The 19590-nt window shown below is 36.6% G+C and carries 24 protein-coding genes; 8 read left to right on the top strand and 16 right to left on the bottom strand.

Annotation, left to right across the window (positions count from 1 at the left end; genetic code table 11):
- The first annotated feature begins 43 nt into the window (after positions 1-43).
- The gene (locus CWO92_RS07845) at positions 44-337 is read left to right on the top strand and encodes a HesB/YadR/YfhF family protein (RefSeq protein ID WP_101353661.1); all 294 of its coding nucleotides are present in this window, start codon (positions 44-46) and stop codon (positions 335-337) included.
- Between the two features lie 44 nt (positions 338-381).
- Here the strand turns inward: CWO92_RS07845 and CWO92_RS07840 are convergent, their stop codons facing one another.
- From CWO92_RS07840 to acnA, 7 genes are all read right to left on the bottom strand, one after another.
- Positions 382-681: a hypothetical protein gene (locus CWO92_RS07840; protein WP_101353660.1), complete on the bottom strand. Its 300-nt coding sequence runs from the start codon at positions 679-681 to the stop codon at positions 382-384.
- A gap of 1 nt (position 682) precedes the next feature.
- Complete coding sequence (locus tag CWO92_RS07835; protein ID WP_101353659.1) at positions 683-1117, bottom strand: acyl-CoA thioesterase; 435 nt, start codon at positions 1115-1117, stop codon at positions 683-685.
- Positions 1118-1233: 116 nt separating this feature from the next.
- Complete coding sequence (gene tlp, locus CWO92_RS07830) at positions 1234-1467, bottom strand: small acid-soluble spore protein Tlp (protein WP_101353658.1); 234 nt, start codon at positions 1465-1467, stop codon at positions 1234-1236.
- A gap of 100 nt (positions 1468-1567) precedes the next feature.
- The gene (locus CWO92_RS07825) at positions 1568-1711 is read right to left on the bottom strand and encodes an acid-soluble spore protein N (RefSeq protein WP_101353657.1); all 144 of its coding nucleotides are present in this window, start codon (positions 1709-1711) and stop codon (positions 1568-1570) included.
- 57 nt (positions 1712-1768) lie between these two features.
- A complete protein-coding gene (locus tag CWO92_RS07820) occupies positions 1769-1903 on the bottom strand; it encodes an FbpB family small basic protein (protein WP_101353656.1) in 135 nt (44 codons plus the stop codon).
- Between the two features lie 186 nt (positions 1904-2089).
- Positions 2090-2686 (bottom strand): TlpA family protein disulfide reductase, encoded by a 597-nt coding sequence (locus CWO92_RS07815; protein ID WP_165786634.1) that lies wholly within the window; start codon positions 2684-2686, stop codon positions 2090-2092.
- 109 nt (positions 2687-2795) lie between these two features.
- Positions 2796-5507, bottom strand: a complete 2712-nt coding sequence (acnA, locus tag CWO92_RS07810; RefSeq protein ID WP_101353654.1) for an aconitate hydratase AcnA — start codon at positions 5505-5507, stop codon at positions 2796-2798.
- A gap of 293 nt (positions 5508-5800) precedes the next feature.
- On the opposite strand from acnA, the gene sspO reads away from it, so the two are divergent.
- Positions 5801-5950, top strand: coding sequence for a small acid-soluble spore protein SspO (gene sspO / locus CWO92_RS07805; RefSeq protein ID WP_101353653.1), 150 nt, complete (start codon positions 5801-5803; stop codon positions 5948-5950).
- 54 nt (positions 5951-6004) lie between these two features.
- Here sspO and CWO92_RS07800 read toward each other — a convergent pair whose 3' ends face one another.
- Positions 6005-6262 carry a hypothetical protein gene (locus CWO92_RS07800; RefSeq protein ID WP_101353652.1) on the bottom strand — a complete coding sequence of 86 codons (258 nt, stop codon included), beginning with the start codon at positions 6260-6262 and terminating at the stop codon, positions 6005-6007.
- 113 nt (positions 6263-6375) lie between these two features.
- Here CWO92_RS07800 and CWO92_RS07795 point away from each other — a divergent pair, with 113 nt between their 5' ends.
- Complete coding sequence (locus tag CWO92_RS07795) at positions 6376-6522, top strand: small acid-soluble spore protein P (RefSeq protein ID WP_101353651.1); 147 nt, start codon at positions 6376-6378, stop codon at positions 6520-6522.
- A 153-nt stretch (positions 6523-6675) separates the two neighbouring features.
- Here the strand turns inward: CWO92_RS07795 and selA are convergent, their stop codons facing one another.
- Complete coding sequence (gene selA / locus CWO92_RS07790) at positions 6676-8085, bottom strand: L-seryl-tRNA(Sec) selenium transferase (protein WP_101353650.1); 1410 nt, start codon at positions 8083-8085, stop codon at positions 6676-6678.
- 114 nt (positions 8086-8199) lie between these two features.
- Between selA and selD the strand changes: the two genes are divergently transcribed.
- Positions 8200-9255 carry a selenide, water dikinase SelD gene (gene selD / locus CWO92_RS07785; protein ID WP_101353649.1) on the top strand — a complete coding sequence of 352 codons (1056 nt, stop codon included), beginning with the start codon at positions 8200-8202 and terminating at the stop codon, positions 9253-9255.
- 335 nt (positions 9256-9590) lie between these two features.
- Here selD and CWO92_RS07780 read toward each other — a convergent pair whose 3' ends face one another.
- The 4 genes from CWO92_RS07780 to CWO92_RS07765 form a co-directional block, all read right to left on the bottom strand.
- Entirely contained in the window at positions 9591-10202 is a 612-nt protein-coding gene (locus CWO92_RS07780; RefSeq protein ID WP_101353648.1) for a lytic transglycosylase domain-containing protein, read from the bottom strand.
- A gap of 73 nt (positions 10203-10275) precedes the next feature.
- Entirely contained in the window at positions 10276-11895 is a 1620-nt protein-coding gene (locus CWO92_RS07775; RefSeq protein ID WP_101353647.1) for a long-chain fatty acid--CoA ligase, read from the bottom strand.
- A gap of 167 nt (positions 11896-12062) precedes the next feature.
- The gene (locus CWO92_RS07770) at positions 12063-12749 is read right to left on the bottom strand and encodes an LrgB family protein (RefSeq protein ID WP_101353646.1); all 687 of its coding nucleotides are present in this window, start codon (positions 12747-12749) and stop codon (positions 12063-12065) included.
- Positions 12727-13116, bottom strand: a complete 390-nt coding sequence (locus CWO92_RS07765; protein WP_101353645.1) for a CidA/LrgA family protein — start codon at positions 13114-13116, stop codon at positions 12727-12729. The genes CWO92_RS07770 and CWO92_RS07765 overlap by 23 nt, the downstream gene beginning before the upstream one ends.
- 473 nt (positions 13117-13589) lie before the next feature.
- On the opposite strand from CWO92_RS07765, the gene CWO92_RS07760 reads away from it, so the two are divergent.
- On the top strand, positions 13590-14066 hold the full coding sequence (locus CWO92_RS07760; protein WP_101353644.1) for a GNAT family N-acetyltransferase: 477 nt from the start codon (positions 13590-13592) through the stop codon (positions 14064-14066).
- A 150-nt stretch (positions 14067-14216) separates the two neighbouring features.
- On the opposite strand, the gene CWO92_RS07755 is transcribed toward CWO92_RS07760, so the two are convergent.
- The 3 genes from CWO92_RS07755 to CWO92_RS07745 all read right to left on the bottom strand — a co-directional run bounded on the left by CWO92_RS07755 (position 14217) and on the right by CWO92_RS07745 (position 16347).
- Positions 14217-15152 carry an NADP-dependent oxidoreductase gene (locus CWO92_RS07755; RefSeq protein WP_101353643.1) on the bottom strand — a complete coding sequence of 312 codons (936 nt, stop codon included), beginning with the start codon at positions 15150-15152 and terminating at the stop codon, positions 14217-14219.
- Between the two features lie 169 nt (positions 15153-15321).
- Positions 15322-15708, bottom strand: coding sequence for a helical membrane plugin domain-containing protein (locus CWO92_RS07750; RefSeq protein WP_101353642.1), 387 nt, complete (start codon positions 15706-15708; stop codon positions 15322-15324).
- Between the two features lie 99 nt (positions 15709-15807).
- Entirely contained in the window at positions 15808-16347 is a 540-nt protein-coding gene (locus CWO92_RS07745) for a GbsR/MarR family transcriptional regulator (RefSeq protein ID WP_101353805.1), read from the bottom strand.
- Between the two features lie 247 nt (positions 16348-16594).
- On the opposite strand from CWO92_RS07745, the gene CWO92_RS07740 reads away from it, so the two are divergent.
- The 3 genes from CWO92_RS07740 to CWO92_RS07730 are packed head-to-tail and all read left to right on the top strand — an operon-like array spanning position 16595 to position 19576.
- Positions 16595-17842, top strand: a complete 1248-nt coding sequence (locus CWO92_RS07740; protein WP_101353641.1) for a quaternary amine ABC transporter ATP-binding protein — start codon at positions 16595-16597, stop codon at positions 17840-17842.
- Position 17843: 1 nt separating this feature from the next.
- On the top strand, positions 17844-18692 hold the full coding sequence (locus CWO92_RS07735) for an ABC transporter permease (RefSeq protein ID WP_101353640.1): 849 nt from the start codon (positions 17844-17846) through the stop codon (positions 18690-18692).
- Positions 18692-19576 (top strand): glycine betaine ABC transporter substrate-binding protein, encoded by an 885-nt coding sequence (locus CWO92_RS07730; protein ID WP_101353639.1) that lies wholly within the window; start codon positions 18692-18694, stop codon positions 19574-19576. The genes CWO92_RS07735 and CWO92_RS07730 overlap by 1 nt, the downstream gene beginning before the upstream one ends.
- Positions 19577-19590: the final 14 nt, after the last annotated feature.

Raw genomic sequence — 19590 nt, 5'->3', positions numbered from 1 at the left:
GAAGTGTACTACAATGCTCTTATACATAGGAGGTATGGGATATATGAAAATATTTGTATCGGATGATGCAGAAAAGTGGTTTCGCGATGAGATGGATATTGAGGAAGGCGATTCTATTCGCTTCTTTGTTAAATATGGAGGTTCCACTGCTGTTCAAGAAGGATTTTCCCTTGGATTAATGAAGGAGGAAGCCGAAGACCCTGCTGTTACCACAACAAAAAATGGCATTTTATTTTTTGTGGAAGAAAAGGACGTATGGTATTTTGACGGGCATGATTTGCATGTTGGCTATAACCCAACCTTAGACGAACCTGTATTTGAATATAAAAAAGGCTGAGGTTGTCCTCCATCCGATAATATTCGGTATGGAGGTTTTTATATTTAGAGGAATTTCTCATATTTATGTAGAATTCCTTCCATCGCCAAAATTTCCTTTTGCCGTATTCCTAGTAAATCATAGTGGGAGTATCCATCTTTACGATGATGGATCCATTCCTTCTTTAACCCGTATCTAGCGCCCCATTCCTGAAGCTTATGTAAATCATTACAGCCTACCTTTGTGACAGATCTTGCTTCTGGAAAGCGATCATCTAGCCAATAATGAGTTAAAAAGGCGATTTCTCCATTATCAATGGATTTTTTCCAGTTTGTTAGTGCATCTTTTGTAATTCCAAATGCCACTTTATTTCACACCCTGCTCTGCCTTTTTAGCCTTTTCATAGGCATCATGCCAATCTGGGAAAACTTTTCTAATAGAGATTGGGCGGAAGGACTCTTTTTTCACACAGGCATGTTTAGAAAAGGAGGTTACCGATAGTTCGCCGTTTTCTTTATAAATTTCATAGCCGTAAGTGATACGGATTCCATCATAATATTCTATCCATGTCTTAACCGTTGCTATTTCACCATATAACACAGGCTTTTTATAAGAGATTTCGATATCAATGACAGGAGAAAGCACTCCTTGCGCCTCCATATCTGCATATTTAAAGCCAAGATCTTCTACCAATTGTGTCCGGCCTAATTCCATCCAAACTAAGTAATTTGCATGATATACAATACCCATCTGGTCCGTTTCTGCATATCTTACTTCGATTTTCTTTTTTGAAAGTAACATTCTGTTCACCTCAAGTAAAATGACTAATACCTCTATTTTATCATGCAAATGATTGTTCGGAAAATAAAAGGTTTTGTTCAAAAAGAAAGCCGGCTTATGCCGGCTTGTTCATACATTTATTGATAATTATTTTCTTGAGCTCTTGCCTCATCTTTTATCTCACTGCGCATGGCTTCAATGCTTTCACGGCGGCGCTCATTTTTTGCTTCAATTTGTGCTCGTTGTTCCCCTTCAGCAAATTCTGCTGTTGCTTCTGCCTTTTCCATATTTACAATCGTGTTTTGTACCATATCTTGCAGTTTTTCTACGTTATCACTGCGATCATCTGGTTTCGGTTTGTTCCATGCCATACGCTTATTCCTCCTTGAAGAAAATAAGTGCACCAAATACTCGGTACATCATTAGTGTACCTAGTTGTCAAAAAAGAATTGATGGAAATTGAAGGATGTCTTACTCACCCTTTGTTTGCATTACTTGTGCATGTTGTCCAGATGTATCTTGCATCTTTTTCCCATTATTTCCTCCTGCAGATCTTTTCTGTGTTCCTATATGGCTTGGTACAAAAGCTTGTGGTTTTCTTTTTGGATTGCTCATGAAAAACTTCCCCCCTTTTCATACAGTTTTTCCGAAAAAGGGGGGAATATGTGACATCTATTCAGCTTTCTTTATCATTCGTTTTTGTTCTAATCTTTCTTCAATCCGATCCATGGCGTCACGATCCTTTAGAAGCTCTTGCTTATTTTCCATTACTAAATCTAAAAATGATTTTTTCATTGCTTTTCTCATGTAAAGTCTCCTTAGGAATTATTATTTTTTCTACTTTTTAGTATGGTCAGTTATTTGCATAATTATAATATTTTTTGAACATTTGCTTATTAAAAAAGCTTTAGTGCTTTTTACTTCTGTTAGCTGATTAAAAAACTATATTACTTATCTCTTTTAAAAAGAAATGAACACCTCTGTAGGAAGTGTTCATTTCTTTAGCATTTTTGTTAATTCATTATACGTTACCGCACCAATCTGTTTATGATAAATTATGCCATCTTCATCAATAAAATAAGTGGTCGGTATCGGTTGGATTTGATACTTATCACTAATCGTTTCTTTTTTATCCATTATGATGGGATATGTTATACCGTATTGTTTAATAAAATCTTTTACTTGGTTCTTGCTACTTTCGATATTCACACCAATTACTACAAATTCCGATTGATGTTTATTATAAAATTTTACCAAGTCAGGGATTTCTGCTTTACAAGGCGGGCACCATGTTGCCCAAAAGTTTAACAGCACTTTTTTTCCCTTGTACGTGGATAGATCAATGGAATCTCCATTAAATCCAGCGGCTTTTATATTAGGGGCTTTTTGGCCGATGGACAACCCTATATTAGAGAGAGCAGTTTCTATTTCATCGGCTTTTTGTTTTTGGACCGGTTTAATTTGCTCCTTTTGCTTTATAATTTTACTTGTTTCATGATCGAAAGCTTGCTTCTTTTGATCAACAGCTTGTACGATGGCAACACTGGTTAAAAACAAAAGCAAAGTCAAAGCGGTGATTTTTCGTTTCATTTCTTCCTCCATTAATTTACTAATGATATAGGTTATCTTATGTAAATATATATTATTTAGAAGAAGAAAAAAACACACCCCGTAAAAACGAGATGTGTTTAAAATTTTATTACGCTTGTAATTTATCACGTAATACCATTTGAAGGATACCGCCATGACGGTAGTAGTCAATTTCCACTTCAGAGTCGAAACGTACTAATACTTCAAATTCTTTTTTGTTTCCAGCTTCATCAGTAGCTGTAACTTTAAGGATGTCACGTGGTTTTACATTTTCATCAACTTGTACGTCGATTACTTCTTTACCAGTTAGGCCAAGAGTTTCAGCATTTTCACCTTTCTTGAATTGAAGTGGAAGAACACCCATCAATACAAGGTTTGAACGGTGAATACGTTCGAAGCTTTCAGCGATAACTGTCTTGATACCAAGAAGGTTTGTACCTTTTGCTGCCCAGTCACGAGAAGATCCCATACCGTAATCTTTGCCAGCAAGAACAACTAAACCAGTTCCATCTTGTTTATATTTCATACAAGCATCATAAATAGATGTTACTTCGTTAGTTGGCCAGTAAGTAGCATAGCCACCTTCTGTTCCTGGTGCGATTTGGTTACGAATACGGATATTCGCAAATGTACCGCGCATCATAACTTCGTGGTTACCACGACGAGAACCGTAAGAGTTAAATTCACGAGGTTCTACTCCACGTTCACGTAAATATTTACCTGCAGGTGTATCTTTTCCGATTGCACCAGCTGGTGAGATATGGTCTGTTGTTACAGAATCCCCAAACTTCGCGATTACACGTAAACCATTAAGTGGTTTTACTTCTTCTGGATCTGGTGATAGATTTTCGAAGAATGGTGGATTAGCGATATAAGTTGACTCTTCATCCCAAGTATATAATGGATCATTACTTGTTTTAATTTCATTCCAGCGTTTATTATCGTTGAATACATTTTCGTATTCTTTACGGAATAATTCTGGTGTTACAGTTTCTTTAACTGCTGCATTTACTTCTTCTGTAGTTGGCCAGATGTCTTTCATGTAAACATCGTTTCCATCTTTATCTTTTCCAATAGGATCGTTAACTAGGTCAATATCAACTGTTCCAGCTAAAGCATAAGCAACCACAAGAGGTGGTGAAGCTAAGTAATTAGCTTTTACTAATGGATGAATACGACCTTCGAAGTTACGGTTACCAGAAAGAACAGAAGTTACTAATAAGTCATTTTCAGCAACTGTTTTTTCAATTTCGTCTTTTAATGGACCAGAGTTACCGATACAAGTTGTACATCCATAACCAACTAGGTTGAATCCTAGCTTGTCTAAGTATGTTTGTAAACCAGAGTCTCTTAGGTACCCTGTAACAACTTTAGATCCCGGTGCCAATGAAGTTTTTACATATTTAGGCACTTCTAAGCCCTTTTCAACTGCTTTTTTCGCTACTAAACCAGCGCCAAGCATAACATAAGGGTTGGAAGTATTTGTACAGCTTGTGATAGCTGCAATGGCAACTGCACCAGTTTTCATAGTTGCTTCGTCACCATTATCAAATTTAACAACTGCTTCTTTATTGATTTCAGAATCTTTCAAACCGAATCCTTGGTTACCAACAGGTGCAGTTAAAGCATCTTGGAATGCTTTTTGCATTTTGGATAAAGGAATTAAATCTTGTGGACGTTTTGGACCAGAAAGATTTGCTTCGATTTCAGAAAGATTGATTTCCACAATATCAGTGTAAACTGGTTCTTCGTTTTCTGGAGTAAAGAACATATTGTTTTCTTGTAAATATTTTTCTACTAGTTTTACATGCTCTTCTGGACGTCCAGTTAGACGAAGATATTCTAGAGATTCTGCATCAACTGGGAAGAAACCGCAAGTTGCACCATATTCAGGAGCCATATTAGCAATTGTTGCACGGTCAGCAAGTGGAAGTGTAGATACACCAGGACCGAAGAACTCAACAAATTTACCTACAACACCTTTTTGGCGTAAAACTTGAGTAACTTTTAACGCTAAGTCAGTAGCAGTTGCACCGTTTGGCATTTCACCAGTTAATTTAACTCCGATTACTTCAGGAATTGGGAAGTATGAAGGTTGACCGAGCATACCAGCTTCTGCTTCAATACCACCAACACCCCATCCAAGAACACCGATACCGTTGATCATAGTTGTATGAGAGTCAGTACCAACTAATGTGTCAGGGAATGTTTCAAATTCACCTTCTGCATTTTCAATTGCATGAACAACACTAGCTAAGTATTCAAGGTTAACTTGGTGTACGATACCAGTTGCTGGCGGAACCGCACGATAGTTGTCGAATGCTTTTGTTGCCCAGCTTAAAAATTGATAGCGCTCAGCGTTGCGTTGAAATTCAAAATCCATATTTGCTTTTAAAGCATCAGTAGTACCATATTTATCAACTTGTACGGAGTGGTCAATAACAAGATCTACAGGAATTTCTGGGTTAATTTTATCAGGATTTCCGCCTAAATCAGCCATCGCTTTACGAAGAGACGCAAGGTCAACTACGGCAGGAACACCTGTGAAGTCTTGTAAGATTACACGAGAAGGCTTGAATGGCACTTCTGCATCTTTTACTTCTTCAGATCCCCATTTTGCTAGATTTTCAACATGTTCTTTTGTAATTACACGGCCATCTACTTGGCGAAGAACAGATTCTAATAATACTTTTACGGAATAAGGTAAGCGTGATACTTTTGCTATACCTGCTTCTTCAAGAGCTGCAAGACGATAAAAGTTGTAACGTTTGCCTTCTAATTCAAAGGAAGTGCGAGCGTTAAATACGTCATTTTTAGCCACCTGAGATTCCCCCTTCTTTTTCAAAATGCATCTTAAATCGATATTTGGAAGAAAAGCTCGAATGATAGTCTCTTACTTTTCGCACATTAACATCTTAATACAAGAAATTACATAAGTAAATAACAAGAATGTTATTGTTTTTCATAAGTATTACTTATCACAGTGCTAAAACAATTTTTTATCAAATTTTGTAAAAGATTTTTTCCGTTTAATCTTGATGTTTTGGTGCAAAAATAAAGTGAAACTCCCTATTAGAGTGGAATGAGAAAAATTTTATTTTAGAGGTGAGTTAAGTGGGCAAAAGAAAAGCGAATCATATCATTCCCGGGGCAAATGCAGCAAAAGCACAAGGGATGGGAACAGGCTATAATGAGGAATTTTCTAACGAACCATTAACAGCAGCACAAAAGCAAAACAACAAGAAAAAGAAGAAAAACCAATAAAGATATTTATAAAGAAAAAACTCGCAAATTTGCGAGTTTTTTCTTTACCCTAGGTTAAATTTCATTCACTTCATTTACAATTTGTTGAAGATCCGTCCTGAATTTCTCTAACTGTGCTCTTTGTGTTTCACTTGCTACTTCCAACGCATTTTCAATTTGCTGATAGGTTTCATTCACTTCTTGTCTTAAATGTTTTAATTGTTGTCCGTAACTGGCACTATCTTTTTCGAGATTATTGTATACATCCTGAAGTTGCTTAGCACCTTGCTGAGCTGCTTGAAAAGCTTGTTGCTTATCTTTGTGATACGGCATATATCTTCTTCCCTTCCCTATATCCTTGCAGAAATAGAATGTGCAATATATTAATTTTTATTCTGTATAAATTATTGTTGACGGCACAATCTAGAAAACAGGAGGGATATTAGATGACGAATAAAAATGATAGTAAAGATATGCGCAAAAATGCCGAAAAGGGGCATGACAATGGACAACCTGAACCATTAAGCGGCTCCAAAAAGGTAAAAAATCGTAACCATACTCGTGCAAAACATAATCAGAATCATGATATGTAAGTAGAAAAGCTTCTAGCGGATTTCGTAGTATTCGGCGAAATCCGCTAGCCGATAGATGCTGAAGCTAAGTCAGAAATGAAACTAACTCATAATGTTTAAAATAAATTCTCGCGAAAGATTTTTTATATCTATTATGGAATATCTACCAAAGCTTTAATTGCTTGGTATCTTTTTTAATTCATCGAAAAGAAGGCTTTCTTCTTCTTCCTTAATGGTTCTAAAATCCATTATTATTTCATCTTGTTGAATTCTCGTTAAAATGCAAGTTTGCCCAGTTCTCAATTGTTCAGAGAGATCCTCAGCTGAGATATTTTTATGTTTTATGCATAGAACATATGTTTTTAAGGCAACATCCGGCAGTGATCCCCCTCCTATTTGGCTTGTTTCCTCCCTTATCGTCACAGTAAGATCTGCTCTTGCTTTTGATAACTTTTCTTTAAATGCTTCTTCTCTTGCTTTTATCGTCTTTGCATCCATGGTCATAGAATACAAGGCAGGGATTTTAGAAAGTGCCTCTCCATTCATGTAATGCAGCAAAGTCGCTTCCAGTGCAGCTAAAGTCATTTTGTCAACTCGGAGCACACGAGCAAGCTGATGTTTTTTTAATTGGTCAATATAATCTTTTTTTCCAGCAATAATGCCAGCTTGTGGTCCACCAAGTAACTTGTCTCCGCTAAAGGATACGATGTCGGCGCCAGCTTTTAATTTATCGCTTACCACAGGTTCATTTCCAATTCCAAAAGGGTGTAAATCCATCAATGCACCGCTGCCAAGGTCCTCATATAATAGAAATGATGGATGATTTTGTTTCAGAAGACGAAGCACATCTGTTTCCACGGAAGAAGTAAATCCTTTGATTGTAAAATTACTTGTATGAACTTTCATGATGATAGAAGTTTTATCACCAATTGCGTCTTCATAGTCTTTTAAGTGAGTACGATTCGTAGTCCCGACCTCAACAAGTTTTGCTCCGGACTCCTCCATAATTGCGGAAACTCGAAACGATCCTCCTATTTCAATAAGTTCTCCTCTAGAGATAATGACTTCCCTCTCTTTTGCGAATGTATGTAAAATAAAATAAACAGCTGCTGCATTGTTATTAACGACTAATGCACCTTCTGCTCCTGTCAGTTTTTTTATCAATTCCTCCACATGAGAGTGTCTTGATCCCCGTATCCCTTTTTCAATATCATATTCGAGATTCGTATAGGAAAGGGCAGTTTCCATAACATGTTGTGCAGCTTCTTCACTTAATCGCGCCCTTCCCACATTAGTATGTAAGATTGTACCGGTAGCATTAATAACCTTTTTTATGGAATAGGTAAAAAGCTTAGTTGACGATTTTTCGACTTTGTTAAACAACTCTTTGATGAATTTTGTTGTTCCCGGTTCACTGCCTTCCCAATTATTTTTTAAAATGGATTGACGAATGGTATTAATTTCATTTTTTAAAATAATAGATAATTGTTCATATGGAATATGATATTTATGCAAAATTTGCTGAAATAAATCATTTCTTTGCAGTTCATGTATAGGTGGTATTAAACGAACCTTTTCAAGCATACCTTTTCCTCCAAGTTAATCTTAATATCATTGTATTATTGATTGTATTCCTATTGCAAATTTGTTTTCAGCTAAGGTAAAAAAGGATAAACTAAGGTATTGGAGGTGGTATGGATGAGTGAGCATGAAAAATTACGCTTAACAGCTCTTTCTACTAAAGCTGGCTGAGGCTGCAAAATTGGTCCCGAGGACCTTGCGCAAGTTTTGCGTAAATTACCAAAACCACAAAATGTACCTGAATTAATAGTTGGAAATGAGACATCGGACGATGCAGGAGTATATCAATTAACAGATGAAATTGCATTAGTACAGACGATAGATTATTTTACTCCGATTGTGGATGATCCATATATGTTCGGACAGATAGCGGCAGCAAATGCCTTAAGTGATGTGTTTGCAATGGGTGGAACACCGAAAACAGCCTTAAATATTGTTGGATATCCTATAAAGAAACTTGGAGCGGACACTTTAGCAGAAATACTACGAGGTGCTTCTGATAAAGTTCATGAAGCGGGAGCCATAACAATTGGCGGACACTCTATTGATGATCAGGAGCCTAAATTTGGTCTATCTGTCACAGGTATTGTCCATCCAAAGAAAGTATGGAAAAATGTTGGGGCAAAACCGGGTGATGCTCTCGTATTAACAAAACCAATTGGAGTCGGCATCATGACAACCGGAATTAAGCGCAATTCTGTAACTGGTGAACAAGAGAAAACAGTAACAGATGTAATGGCAATGTTAAATAAAGAAGCGGCAGATTGTTTGCAAAAATTTGAACCGCATGCGGTTACAGATGTTACAGGATTCGGTTTATTAGGACATGCAAGCGAAATGGCTGGTGGTAGTGACGTTACATTTACCATTGAATATGATAACGTGCCTATTCTAGATGGTACCTATGAACTAGCGAAGAATGGGGTCGTTCCCGGAGGTTCTAAATCCAATCATCAATGGTTGGCGGATGATATTTCATATGATCCATCTATGTCTTTAGAGGAGCAGCTAATTTTATGTGATGCTGTTACATCAGGTGGATTGCTTGTTGCCATGAAGGAAACGGATGCCTTATTGTACGTGGAAGATCTTCAGCAAAAAGGTATTAAAGATGCTTCGATTATTGGACATGTAATAGAAAAAGAAGAAAAGACAATTCGGGTTTTAAAATAATAGTTGAAAAATGTAAGAGAATTCCCCTTTAGAAGATTGATCTTCCGAAGGGGATTTTTCTCATTGTGCATACCAACTGACTGGCCGGACGCACGATCCGTTATTCCTTTGAAAACCAATGTTTTTATAGAGAGAAACATGTTCATTTACTACATGAGAATTCCTATAAAAGTGCTTGTTTTTGCCTCTATTAGCGGAATGTGTATCCTCCCCTCCCATGAAATAATCGCTTTTGCCATAGATAACGGCCCCTCTGTCCACTTAGATTAATATCTCTATAAATTAACAGGACAGTTTATGAAGTTGTCCACGAATGGTGTCTAGCACCAAAAGGACTAAAATTCATTTTTGTACATTTTGACAAAATGTAGTACTTCTTTTACATATTCATTACTATGATTGTATGAATATACTGCTTTTTTTAAATTTCCATCAGCAGCACCATTATGTGCAAGGTAATTCGCTGCGCTGAATACAGCATCGTAAATATTATATGGATCTGCTATTCCATCTCCATCGGCATCTACGCCATAGCCCCCATATTTTCGAATGACGGCAGGGTTTTCTTTTTCCTTCTTTGGAATATTCCCTTTTCCTAATCCAGAGCAAGAAGGATGTTTCCATCCTACAAATGTACAAGGCATGAATTGCATTGGTCCTTCTGCTCCCACGGGCGACACCATTGTTTTCATGTTAGAAAAGCGTGTTTCCACACGATGATGGGCAGCCAAAACATACCATGGGACCCCGTATTTCTTTTCTGCCGCTTTATAAATCGGGATAAATTTAGCAGGGATATCTTTATTATAATTTCCAGAAGGCTCCCTCTTGTCGTCATGTTGATTAATAAGAATATAGAGAGCAATAACAGTAACTGGTATTAGTAAAATGATAAATGGAGATTGTTTCCTCTTTTTCTTCTTGTATGATTTTTTCTTTGCTGCCATTTTTTCGTTCTATCGTTTCCTTTCCCAACCACTACTTCGTAAGGTTTTCACTATATACATTATACAACAAGTTTTATTTAGCGTTTGTATAGTAATGCTGCCATTGATCCCTTAATGTCCTTTTGAGAAATTTCCCTACAGATGTTTTTGGAATTTCCTCTAGGAAAATAATCTTGTCTGGCACCCACCACTTGGAAAATTGCCCCTTTAAAAAGGTTTTGAGTTCTTCTTCAGTGATTTGATTTTTATAGGCCTCTTGGAGAACTACACATGCTAACGGTCTCTCTTGCCATTTTGGATGTGGAATGGCAATTACAGCTGCTTCAAATACGGCATCATGTGACATCAGAGCATTTTCAATAGCAACAGAAGAAATCCATTCTCCGCCGCTTTTAATCAAATCCTTTGTCCGATCGGTAATTCGAATATATCCGTCCTCATCGACAACCGCAATATCGCCAGTATATAGCCAACCGTCCTTAAATGCTTCCTTTGTTCGATCATCCTTATAATACTCGCTTGCAATCCAAGGACCTCTGACAATTAATTCACCCATTGTTACTCCATTACGTGGAACATCTCCATTTTCGTTCACAACTCGAATATCTAATCCAGGAACTACTAACCCCGTTTTTGCCCGTATATTTATTTTTTCTTCTAGAGAAAGTGAGTCCATTTCACTTGTTAAAGTAGATAAACTAACAATTGGACTTGTTTCTGTCATTCCATAACCTGAGATAAATGGCACCTGATATTTTTCCTCAAACGCACGAATCAATCCTTTTGGTGATGCTGCTCCACCACAAATAAGGGCTCGAATGCTGCTTATATCATACTGATTTTCCTCTAACTCTTTTAATAGACCAATCCAAATAGTCGGAACTCCTCCAGTAATGGTCACTTTCTCTTGTTCAATCAATTCGGCTAATAGTTTTGGAGTAAAAGCCGGACCTGGCAATACTTGCTTTGTTCCGTACCATACAGAAGCAAAAGGAAGTCCCCATGCATTAACATGAAACATCGGCACTACTGGCATGGCAACATCTCTTTCACATAGTCCAAGCGTGTCGGCAAGACCAATAGCAAAACTATGAAGGACAATTCCCCTATGAGTATATACAACTCCTTTAGGATTACCAGTTGTGGCAGATGTATAGCACATTGCAGCAGGAGTACGCTCATCCATATCAGAAATAAATGAAAATGACGGGTCTCCCTCTTCTAACAGTTGTTCATATGAATAAACAGGCGTTAGGGTTGTTTCCGGCAGTAATGTTTCATCGGACATAATTACAAAGCTTTCAACCGTTGTTAATTGATCTTTAATTTTTTCAATAATGGGTAATAGGTCTGGATCGATGAGTAATATTTTATCCTCCGCATGATTGATAACATATGTTAGGTGATCTAATGAAAGACGGATATTAACCATATGAAGGACAGCACCGCTGCAAGGCACAGCAAAATAAGCTTCTAAATGGCGGTGATGGTTCCATGCAAATGTACCTATTTTATCTCCTTTCTGCATACCAATCTTGGTTAATGCACTAGCTAATCTTCTTGTCCTTTCTCCAATTTCTTTGTAAGTAAATCTGTGAATACCGGATAATGTTCTTGATACAACTTCTTTTTGAGGAAAATATTTCTCAGCACGTTCAATCATAGAGGTCAATAGTAGCGGTGTGTCCATCATATTTACATTCCCCCTCATCATTTGTTTAAAATCAACTCTAATAATCTAGGTGTGCACGGTCTGCTCAGATAACGGATTTCATTTTGGAGGTTTCTAAGATGGTTATATTCAATCATTTCGACCCATAGACCAAAATACCTGCTCAAGAGGCATAAATAATATCAACATTATTTTATTAACCATGGAATCAATAAGGGAACAATAATAGAAGTGATAATTGCTGAGATTCCCATGGCAACACCCGAAACCGCTCCTTGCAGTTCCCCCTCTTTCACTGCTTCAGAAGTCCCGATTCCATGCGAAATCGTTCCTAATGATAATCCTCGTGAAAAAGGGTTCGATACTTTTATTCCATTCAATATTTTTAACCCGAACATAGCGCCGAACATTCCTGTAATCATGACAAAAGCAGCAACTAATAGTTGATCTCCTCCTATTATTTTTGAAATCTCGGATGCAACCGGTATGGTGGTGGACTTAATACTTAAAGAAGTGAGTATCAGGTTTGACAGCTTGAATAATTTCCCAAGCAAAATAGCAGTTATTATAGTAAATAATGTACCAGTAAAAACCCCAACAAGCGCTGGTAGAAAATTTTTAAACAGAATATGTCGGTTTTTATATAGAGGTACAGCTAACGCAACGGTAGCTGGTCCAAGTAAATACGTCATAATAGTCTTTGCAGGTTGGTATTCCTCATAGGAAATATGGTTGACTACAAGTACAAAAATGATAATGGAGGTGCTTAAAAATACTGGAGTTGTAAACGGTGAAGGAAATTTTTTAGCCACTAGTAAAGCGAATAGATAGACGAAAATCGTCAGAATGATGCTATAGGCTGTGATGGTGATCATGTATTCTCTCTCCTTCTTTTCTCATTAATCTTTGAGATAAATAGCCTGAGCTGCATATGCCGATAACGGCGCTTACACACAATATGAACATCAGCACAAAGCCTTTTTTTAGAAAAATTCCCCCTAGTGTCATAAGACCGACTGAAATCGGTATAAAAAAGAAGGAAAGATGACGTATCAAAAAGGAAGCCGTCCCATCAATCCACTGAACTTTAATTACTCCTGTCATCAATAGGAAGAAGCACAACACCATTCCGACCACATTTCCGGGCAAAGGAATATGAGTAAGTGTTACAAGCAGTGTCCCTGCTTCATTTAACCCCCAAAGAATAAATAATTGAATAAAAATAATCCCTATTTTCTTCATGATGATTGCTCCTTGTTATTGTGGTATTGTTATATCTATTCGATTTATTGGGCCAATTTCCTTTTTCCATAGAAATAAAAAAGCCTGAAGAAAGAATTCTAGGTGTTCCATCTTTGTGGAGAACCATTATAAATAAAATATGGATTAGTAATCTTTTGAGTAAAGTAAATAGTTGACCTATTATCGTTAAATATGAACATTTTATAATAAAACAAGCCCTTAATAGCATCTTGAAAATAAAATATTGTCATTGAGTGAAGGAAGTGATATTTTACTTGTTACTTACTTGATAGGTCTATTTTGATCTTTCGAGTAAATCAAAGGATAAATAGCATTATCTGGTAAAATAGAGTTAAAGATTTTTCAAAATTCAGTTCTCCAACTAACGAGCAAAATGATTAATCAAGCATTTTGAGCAAGAGTGAGAAGTGCTAAATATCAATCTAAAAACAAATATCGGGGGTAGATAAAATATGGATATATTTATTAGAAACGCTAAGCAAAGCGATTACGAGTCACTGTTGCCTTTATTTAGGCAGGTTCATGAATACCACGTTTTTATCAGACCCGATTTGTACAAAGAGAATTCCACTCCAGTCGAACAAGAGTTTTTTGAAAGCCAATTGATTGATGACAAACAGCATATTTTTGTGGCTACCTTAGGCCATGATATAGTTGGCGTTGTAGTGACAAAGGAAGAAGAAGTAACTGAAAATTCTTTTGTTAAAGCAAGGAAAGTATTATATATAAAGAGTTTATGCGTTATTGAAACACATAGAAAGAAAGGTATTGGAAAAAAACTGACTAAATACGTTTTTGATTTTGGAAGAAGCCTCAAGGTAGATAGTATTGAATTGGGAGTATCCGAGGAAAATACATCTGCCATTGAATTTTATAGGTCTCTTGGGATGACAACGAAGAGTAGAAAAATGGAGATTATATTGAACTAACGTAGCAGCTTTAATTGAACAGAACAGAGGAAAAGCCTGGGATTATCCCAAGCTTTTTGTTAGCTATTCTAAAAAGTATGTTATTTTGGCTGTGTTTTTAGATTTTCTGCACGTCCATCGGAACTACTTAAAGGAATACTCCATGCTTATTTATTCAAAAGTAATTACAATTTTTCCTTTTGCATGATGACTCTCACTAAGTGCATGTGCTTCTTTTAATCCTTGTTCAGAAAAAGGCAATACATGTCCTACAATTGCTTTTAGTTTTCCCTCTTGTAGTAATGAAGCTAGCTGCTCTAATTGCTTACCATTTGGTTCAAGCCAAACATGGCTGGCTTTTACACCGTATTCAGCTGCTTGATCTTGATCAGGCGCATTTACAATTGATACTAATCTTCCGCCTTTTTTAAGCACTTGATAGCTTTTGGCTTGGATTTCACCGCCCATTGTATCAAAGACAACATCATAATCATGTAAAACTTCTTCAAAATTAGCGGTTTTATAATCAATCACTTCATCTGCACCAAGTTCTTTTAAAAAGGCATGATTCTTTTCACTTGCTGTCGTTGCGACATAAGCACCTTTTTGCTTTGCAAGCTGAATCGCTAAACTTCCAACTCCCCCAGCTCCTGCGTGTATAAGCACTTTTTCGCCTTTTTGCAGTTGTGCAAAATCGAAAAGAGCTTGCCATGCGGTTAGCCCTGCTAATGGAATAGAAGCTGCTTCTTCATAACTGATGTTTTCTGGCTTTTTTGCTAAAAGATCCTCATCAATTGCCGTCAACTCTGCATATGTTCCATAGCGAGTTGTTGCCGGACGAGAAAAAATGGCATCTCCAACTTGAAATCCCTTTACATTTTTTCCTACTTTTTTAATAACTCCCGCTGCATCCCATCCTAGAATAATTGGAAATTCAAAAGGCAGCATTTGTTTTAAATATCCTTCTCTTAATTTCCAATCAATTGGATTAATTGAAGTAGCTTTCATTTCCACCAAAACTTGATGATCATTTATTTCAGGAATTGGAACATCCATTTCTTTTAATTGATCCTTACCGCCATATTGTTCAATAACAATTGCCTTCATCTATATTACCTCCTCTTTTCTACATCAAGTATAAATATTTATGGTGTGAGGGCAAGATTTTTGCTCTTAATAGTACTTTCTACAAAAACAGCTTTTTTATTTAAGTTTACATAATAAAAATTATAGTTAACTATAATTTTTAAAAAACAAAAATGGCACCGCTCCGCTTTTATTCCAGCGTTCTACCCATTCCTTTTAAAAAATGGACTAGATAATTTATCGCACGATTTATATCAGGATCCTTCATATACTTCATTAATTGAAATGCATTAATATCTTTGGCAGTATCCCTGTTATTAGCTCCCTCCTCCATACCTTTTTTGATTCCATTTATTAATTGTTCCAACTTTTTATCATTGATTCTATGTAATTCATTGGAATGCTTTAAAATGGATTCATTTACGATGGTAAGAAGATTATATTCTTGCAAATGCTTTACTAGATGTATCAGTTCAAAAACATGTTCTTTATTTTTCTCTAAAAATTGATTCATTTCTTCCGTGTCCTTTTTTTTACTATTGGCAAATAAATCTGAATTACTGATTGAATGTTTCATAAACAAAACCTCCGACAATGGATTCACCCTTTAAACGTATGAAAAATTTTATTAGTTCATGCTAATATCCGCAAAAAAAAGAAACAACAAAAGTTGAATCTACTTTTGTTGTTTCTTTGGTACAAATTTGAAAATCTCGTGACTTTCAAATGTATCAACTAAACGATTTAGCCATTCATAATATTCCAACGTATATTCTAATTTTTCAATATCACTTTTAATTATATCCTTCATTTTCATGTCTATTTCTTCTTGTTCTAACATATTCCGAAGTTCTTTAATGGATTTTGAGATTGTATTTGTATTCATGGAAATCGCGCTTCTCCATTTTACGGAAAATAAATCGATGAAATTCTGATACCAATCTCCTTCTACTGTATATAGATCTTTACGTACCCCTTTTTTCCATACTTTATCTACCATTTTTAATTCTAATAAAGTCCGAACAGAAGTACTCATACTGGTTTTGCTCATCCCAAGCTCATCTTTCATCTCATCTAAAGTCAACGGCTCATGATGAAAAAACATCATTCCATATAATCTTCCAATAGAAGGCGCAATCCCGTATAGGTTCATATTTTGTGCAATCGATTCGATGACCCTTTCTCTAACTTTTTCAAGCTGGTCCTTCGCATTCAACAAAATTCACATCCTAATCATAAAAAATCCTCATGTATTAATCTATCTGTTTCATCTTGGAAAGTAAAGAGCATTGTTCAACGAGGATTCAAGAGGAAATAGGAGGAAAAAAGAGAATACACTAAATGTAGTCCGTACAGTTTTTACTTTACGGACTGTACATACAGAATATAGAGGATTTTCAAGTTTGAGTGCACCCTTCGTCTTTCTATACAATGATAGAGTGACAATTAAGAGGGGTGATTGGATGACAGAAGAAAACAAAAAGATAAAATTGAAAGTAAGCAATGTCACAAAAATATTTGGCAAACATACAAAAAAAGCATCTCAGCTATTGTCAAATGGAAAATCAAAACAGGAAATCTTAAAATTAACCGGCGCCACCATTGGAGTAAATCAGGCTAATTTTGAGGTTTATGACGGGGAAATCTTCGTTATTATGGGGCTTTCCGGAAGTGGTAAATCTACACTAGTCCGAATGCTGAACCGATTAATAGAACCAACATATGGTGAAGTTCTTATTGATAACGAAAATATTATTTCGATGTCAAAGGAACAGCTTCGTAATGTCCGTAGGAAAAAAATCAGTATGGTATTTCAGAAATTTGCTTTATTACCTCACCGAACTATCCTCCAAAATACGGAATATGGATTAGAAATCCAAGGAATCGCTAAACAAACGAGGCATGAAAAGGCACTCCAATCTTTAAAATTAGTAGGCTTAGAAGGTTACGAAGACCAGTATCCGGACCAATTGAGCGGTGGGATGCAGCAAAGGGTTGGTTTGGCAAGAGCATTGGCAAATAATCCTGATATTTTGTTAATGGATGAAGCATTTAGTGCTCTGGATCCATTAATCAGAAAAGATATGCAAGATGAATTGCTGGAATTGCATGATTCCATGGGGAAAACGATAATTTTCATTACCCACGACCTGGATGAAGCACTGCGAATAGGTGACCGCATTGCTCTAATGAAAGATGGCAATATCGTACAAATAGGTACTCCAGAAGAAATCCTAATGAATCCTTCCAATGAATATGTTGAAAGATTCATAGAAGACGTTGATTTCTCTAAGGTATTAACAGCAGGTCATATTATGAAGCGTGCAGAAACGGTACAGGTTGAAAAAGGACCAAGAGTTGCTTTGACCTTAATGAAAAATCTTGGTATCTCCTCCATTTATGTAGTGGATAAACAAAATCGGTTATTAGGTGCAGTAACGGCTCAAAATGCCAAAGATGCAGCCGAAAACGGTGTTTCCCTACTAGATGTATTAGAAGGAGAAGTTACCTCTGTTCCTAGTGAAACATTATTAACAGACCTCTTTGAAATGGTATCAACAGCAAGTATTCCTGTCGCAGTAGTGGATGATCGTAATAGAATGAGAGGTATTGTTATTCGAGGTGCATTAATCGGTGCCCTAGCAGGTAATGATTCTTATATTCATCAATCCGAAATCATGGAACCTTCTGTATTAAAGGAGGTGAATTAACATGAATAAGTGGCTTCCTAGAATTCCATTAGCTGATTGGATTGATTCCTTTGTTGACTGGCTAACATCTACTTTTGGAGGACTGTTTGATGGAGTCTCTTCGGGAGTAGAAAACTCAGTGGATGGAATGGTAAATGTATTAGGACTTTTCCCTCCTATCGTACTCACGATTATAATTGGGTTGCTTGCCTTATGGCTAACCAAAAAAAGCATTGCTGTATTTACATTTATTGGATTCCTCATTATTGATTATCTAGGTTATTGGGATGCAATGCTTAATACATTGGCTCTTGTCTTAACTTCGGTTATTATTTCCATTGTTGTAGGTATTCCATTAGGTATATGGTCCTCGCAAAAACAAATGGTCCGTAAAATCGTCACACCAATTCTAGATTTTATGCAAACTATGCCAGCGTTTGTATATCTACTACCTGCTATTTTCTTTTTTAATATAGGTGTAGTACCAGGTGTGGTTGCTTCCGTCATTTTTGCGATGCCGCCTACGATAAGACTTACCATTTTAGGAATACAGCAAGTTCCGGCAGACATTATTGAAGCGACTGAAAGCTTCGGTTCCACTACTGCACAAAGGTTAATGAAAGTGCAATTGCCGCTTGCAATGCCTACCATTATGGCTGGTATAAACCAAAGCATTATGTTGGCTCTCTCCATGGTCGTTATCGCATCGATGGTGGGTGCACCGGGGTTAGGAGAAGAAGTGTATCGGGCAGTAACACAATTAAAAATTGGTGTCGGTGTGGAAGCTGGTATCGCAATTGTCATTGTGGCCATCGTATTAGATAGAATTACACAAAATGCTGGTAAAAGGAAAAAAAGGGGGAATGTATAATGTGGAAAAAAATAATCGGGCTGGCGTCTGTAGCGGCATTATCCCTTAGCCTCGCTGCTTGCGGAAGTGATAAAGCAAGTTCTGATAAGTCATCAGTTGGGGACAGCGTACATTATAAGATAATTGGGATTGATCCTGGTGCAGGGATTATGCAAGCTACGGATAAAGCTTTGAAGGATTACAAATTAGATGATTGGCAAGTAATTTCCGGTTCTAGTGCTGCTATGACGGCAGCTTTAAAGAAAGCCTATGATAAAAAAGATCCTATTATTATTACAGGCTGGAACCCACATTGGATGTTCGCAAAATATGACCTAAAATATCTTAAAGATCCAAAAGGCGTATATGGAAGTGCAGAAGAAATTCATACCATTGCCAGAAAAGGATTGAAAGAGGATCTTCCGGAAGCTTATAAGATTTTAAGTAACTTTAAGTGGAACGAGGATGATATGGGGAAAGTAATGCTGGATATCCAAGAAGGTACTAAACCAGAAGATGCAGCTGCTAAATGGGTTAAAAATAATTCTGACAAAGTTGCAAAATGGACAGAAGGCACGAAAAAAGTAAATGGTAAGAAAATAAAACTTGTATATGTTGCCTGGGACAGTGAAATTGCTAGTACAAACGTTATTGGGAAAGTTCTTGAAAAACAAGGATATAAGGTCTCTTTAACACAAGTTGAAGCTGGACCAATGTGGACCGCTATCGCAGATGGCAGTGCCGATGCTTCTCTTTCTGCATGGCTCCCATTGACACATAAGACTTATGCCGATAAATTTAATGGTAAATTTGAAGATATCGGAACCAGTATAACAGGTGTGAAAATCGGTCTTGTAGTACCTAAATACATGAAAATCGATTCTATTGAAGATTTAAAAAAATAATCAATAAAAAATAA

This window comes from Heyndrickxia camelliae, from assembly GCF_002844575.1.
Lineage (GTDB): Bacteria > Bacillota > Bacilli > Bacillales > Bacillaceae_C > Margalitia > Margalitia camelliae.
This window is presented reverse-complemented; position numbering and strand designations above follow the sequence as displayed.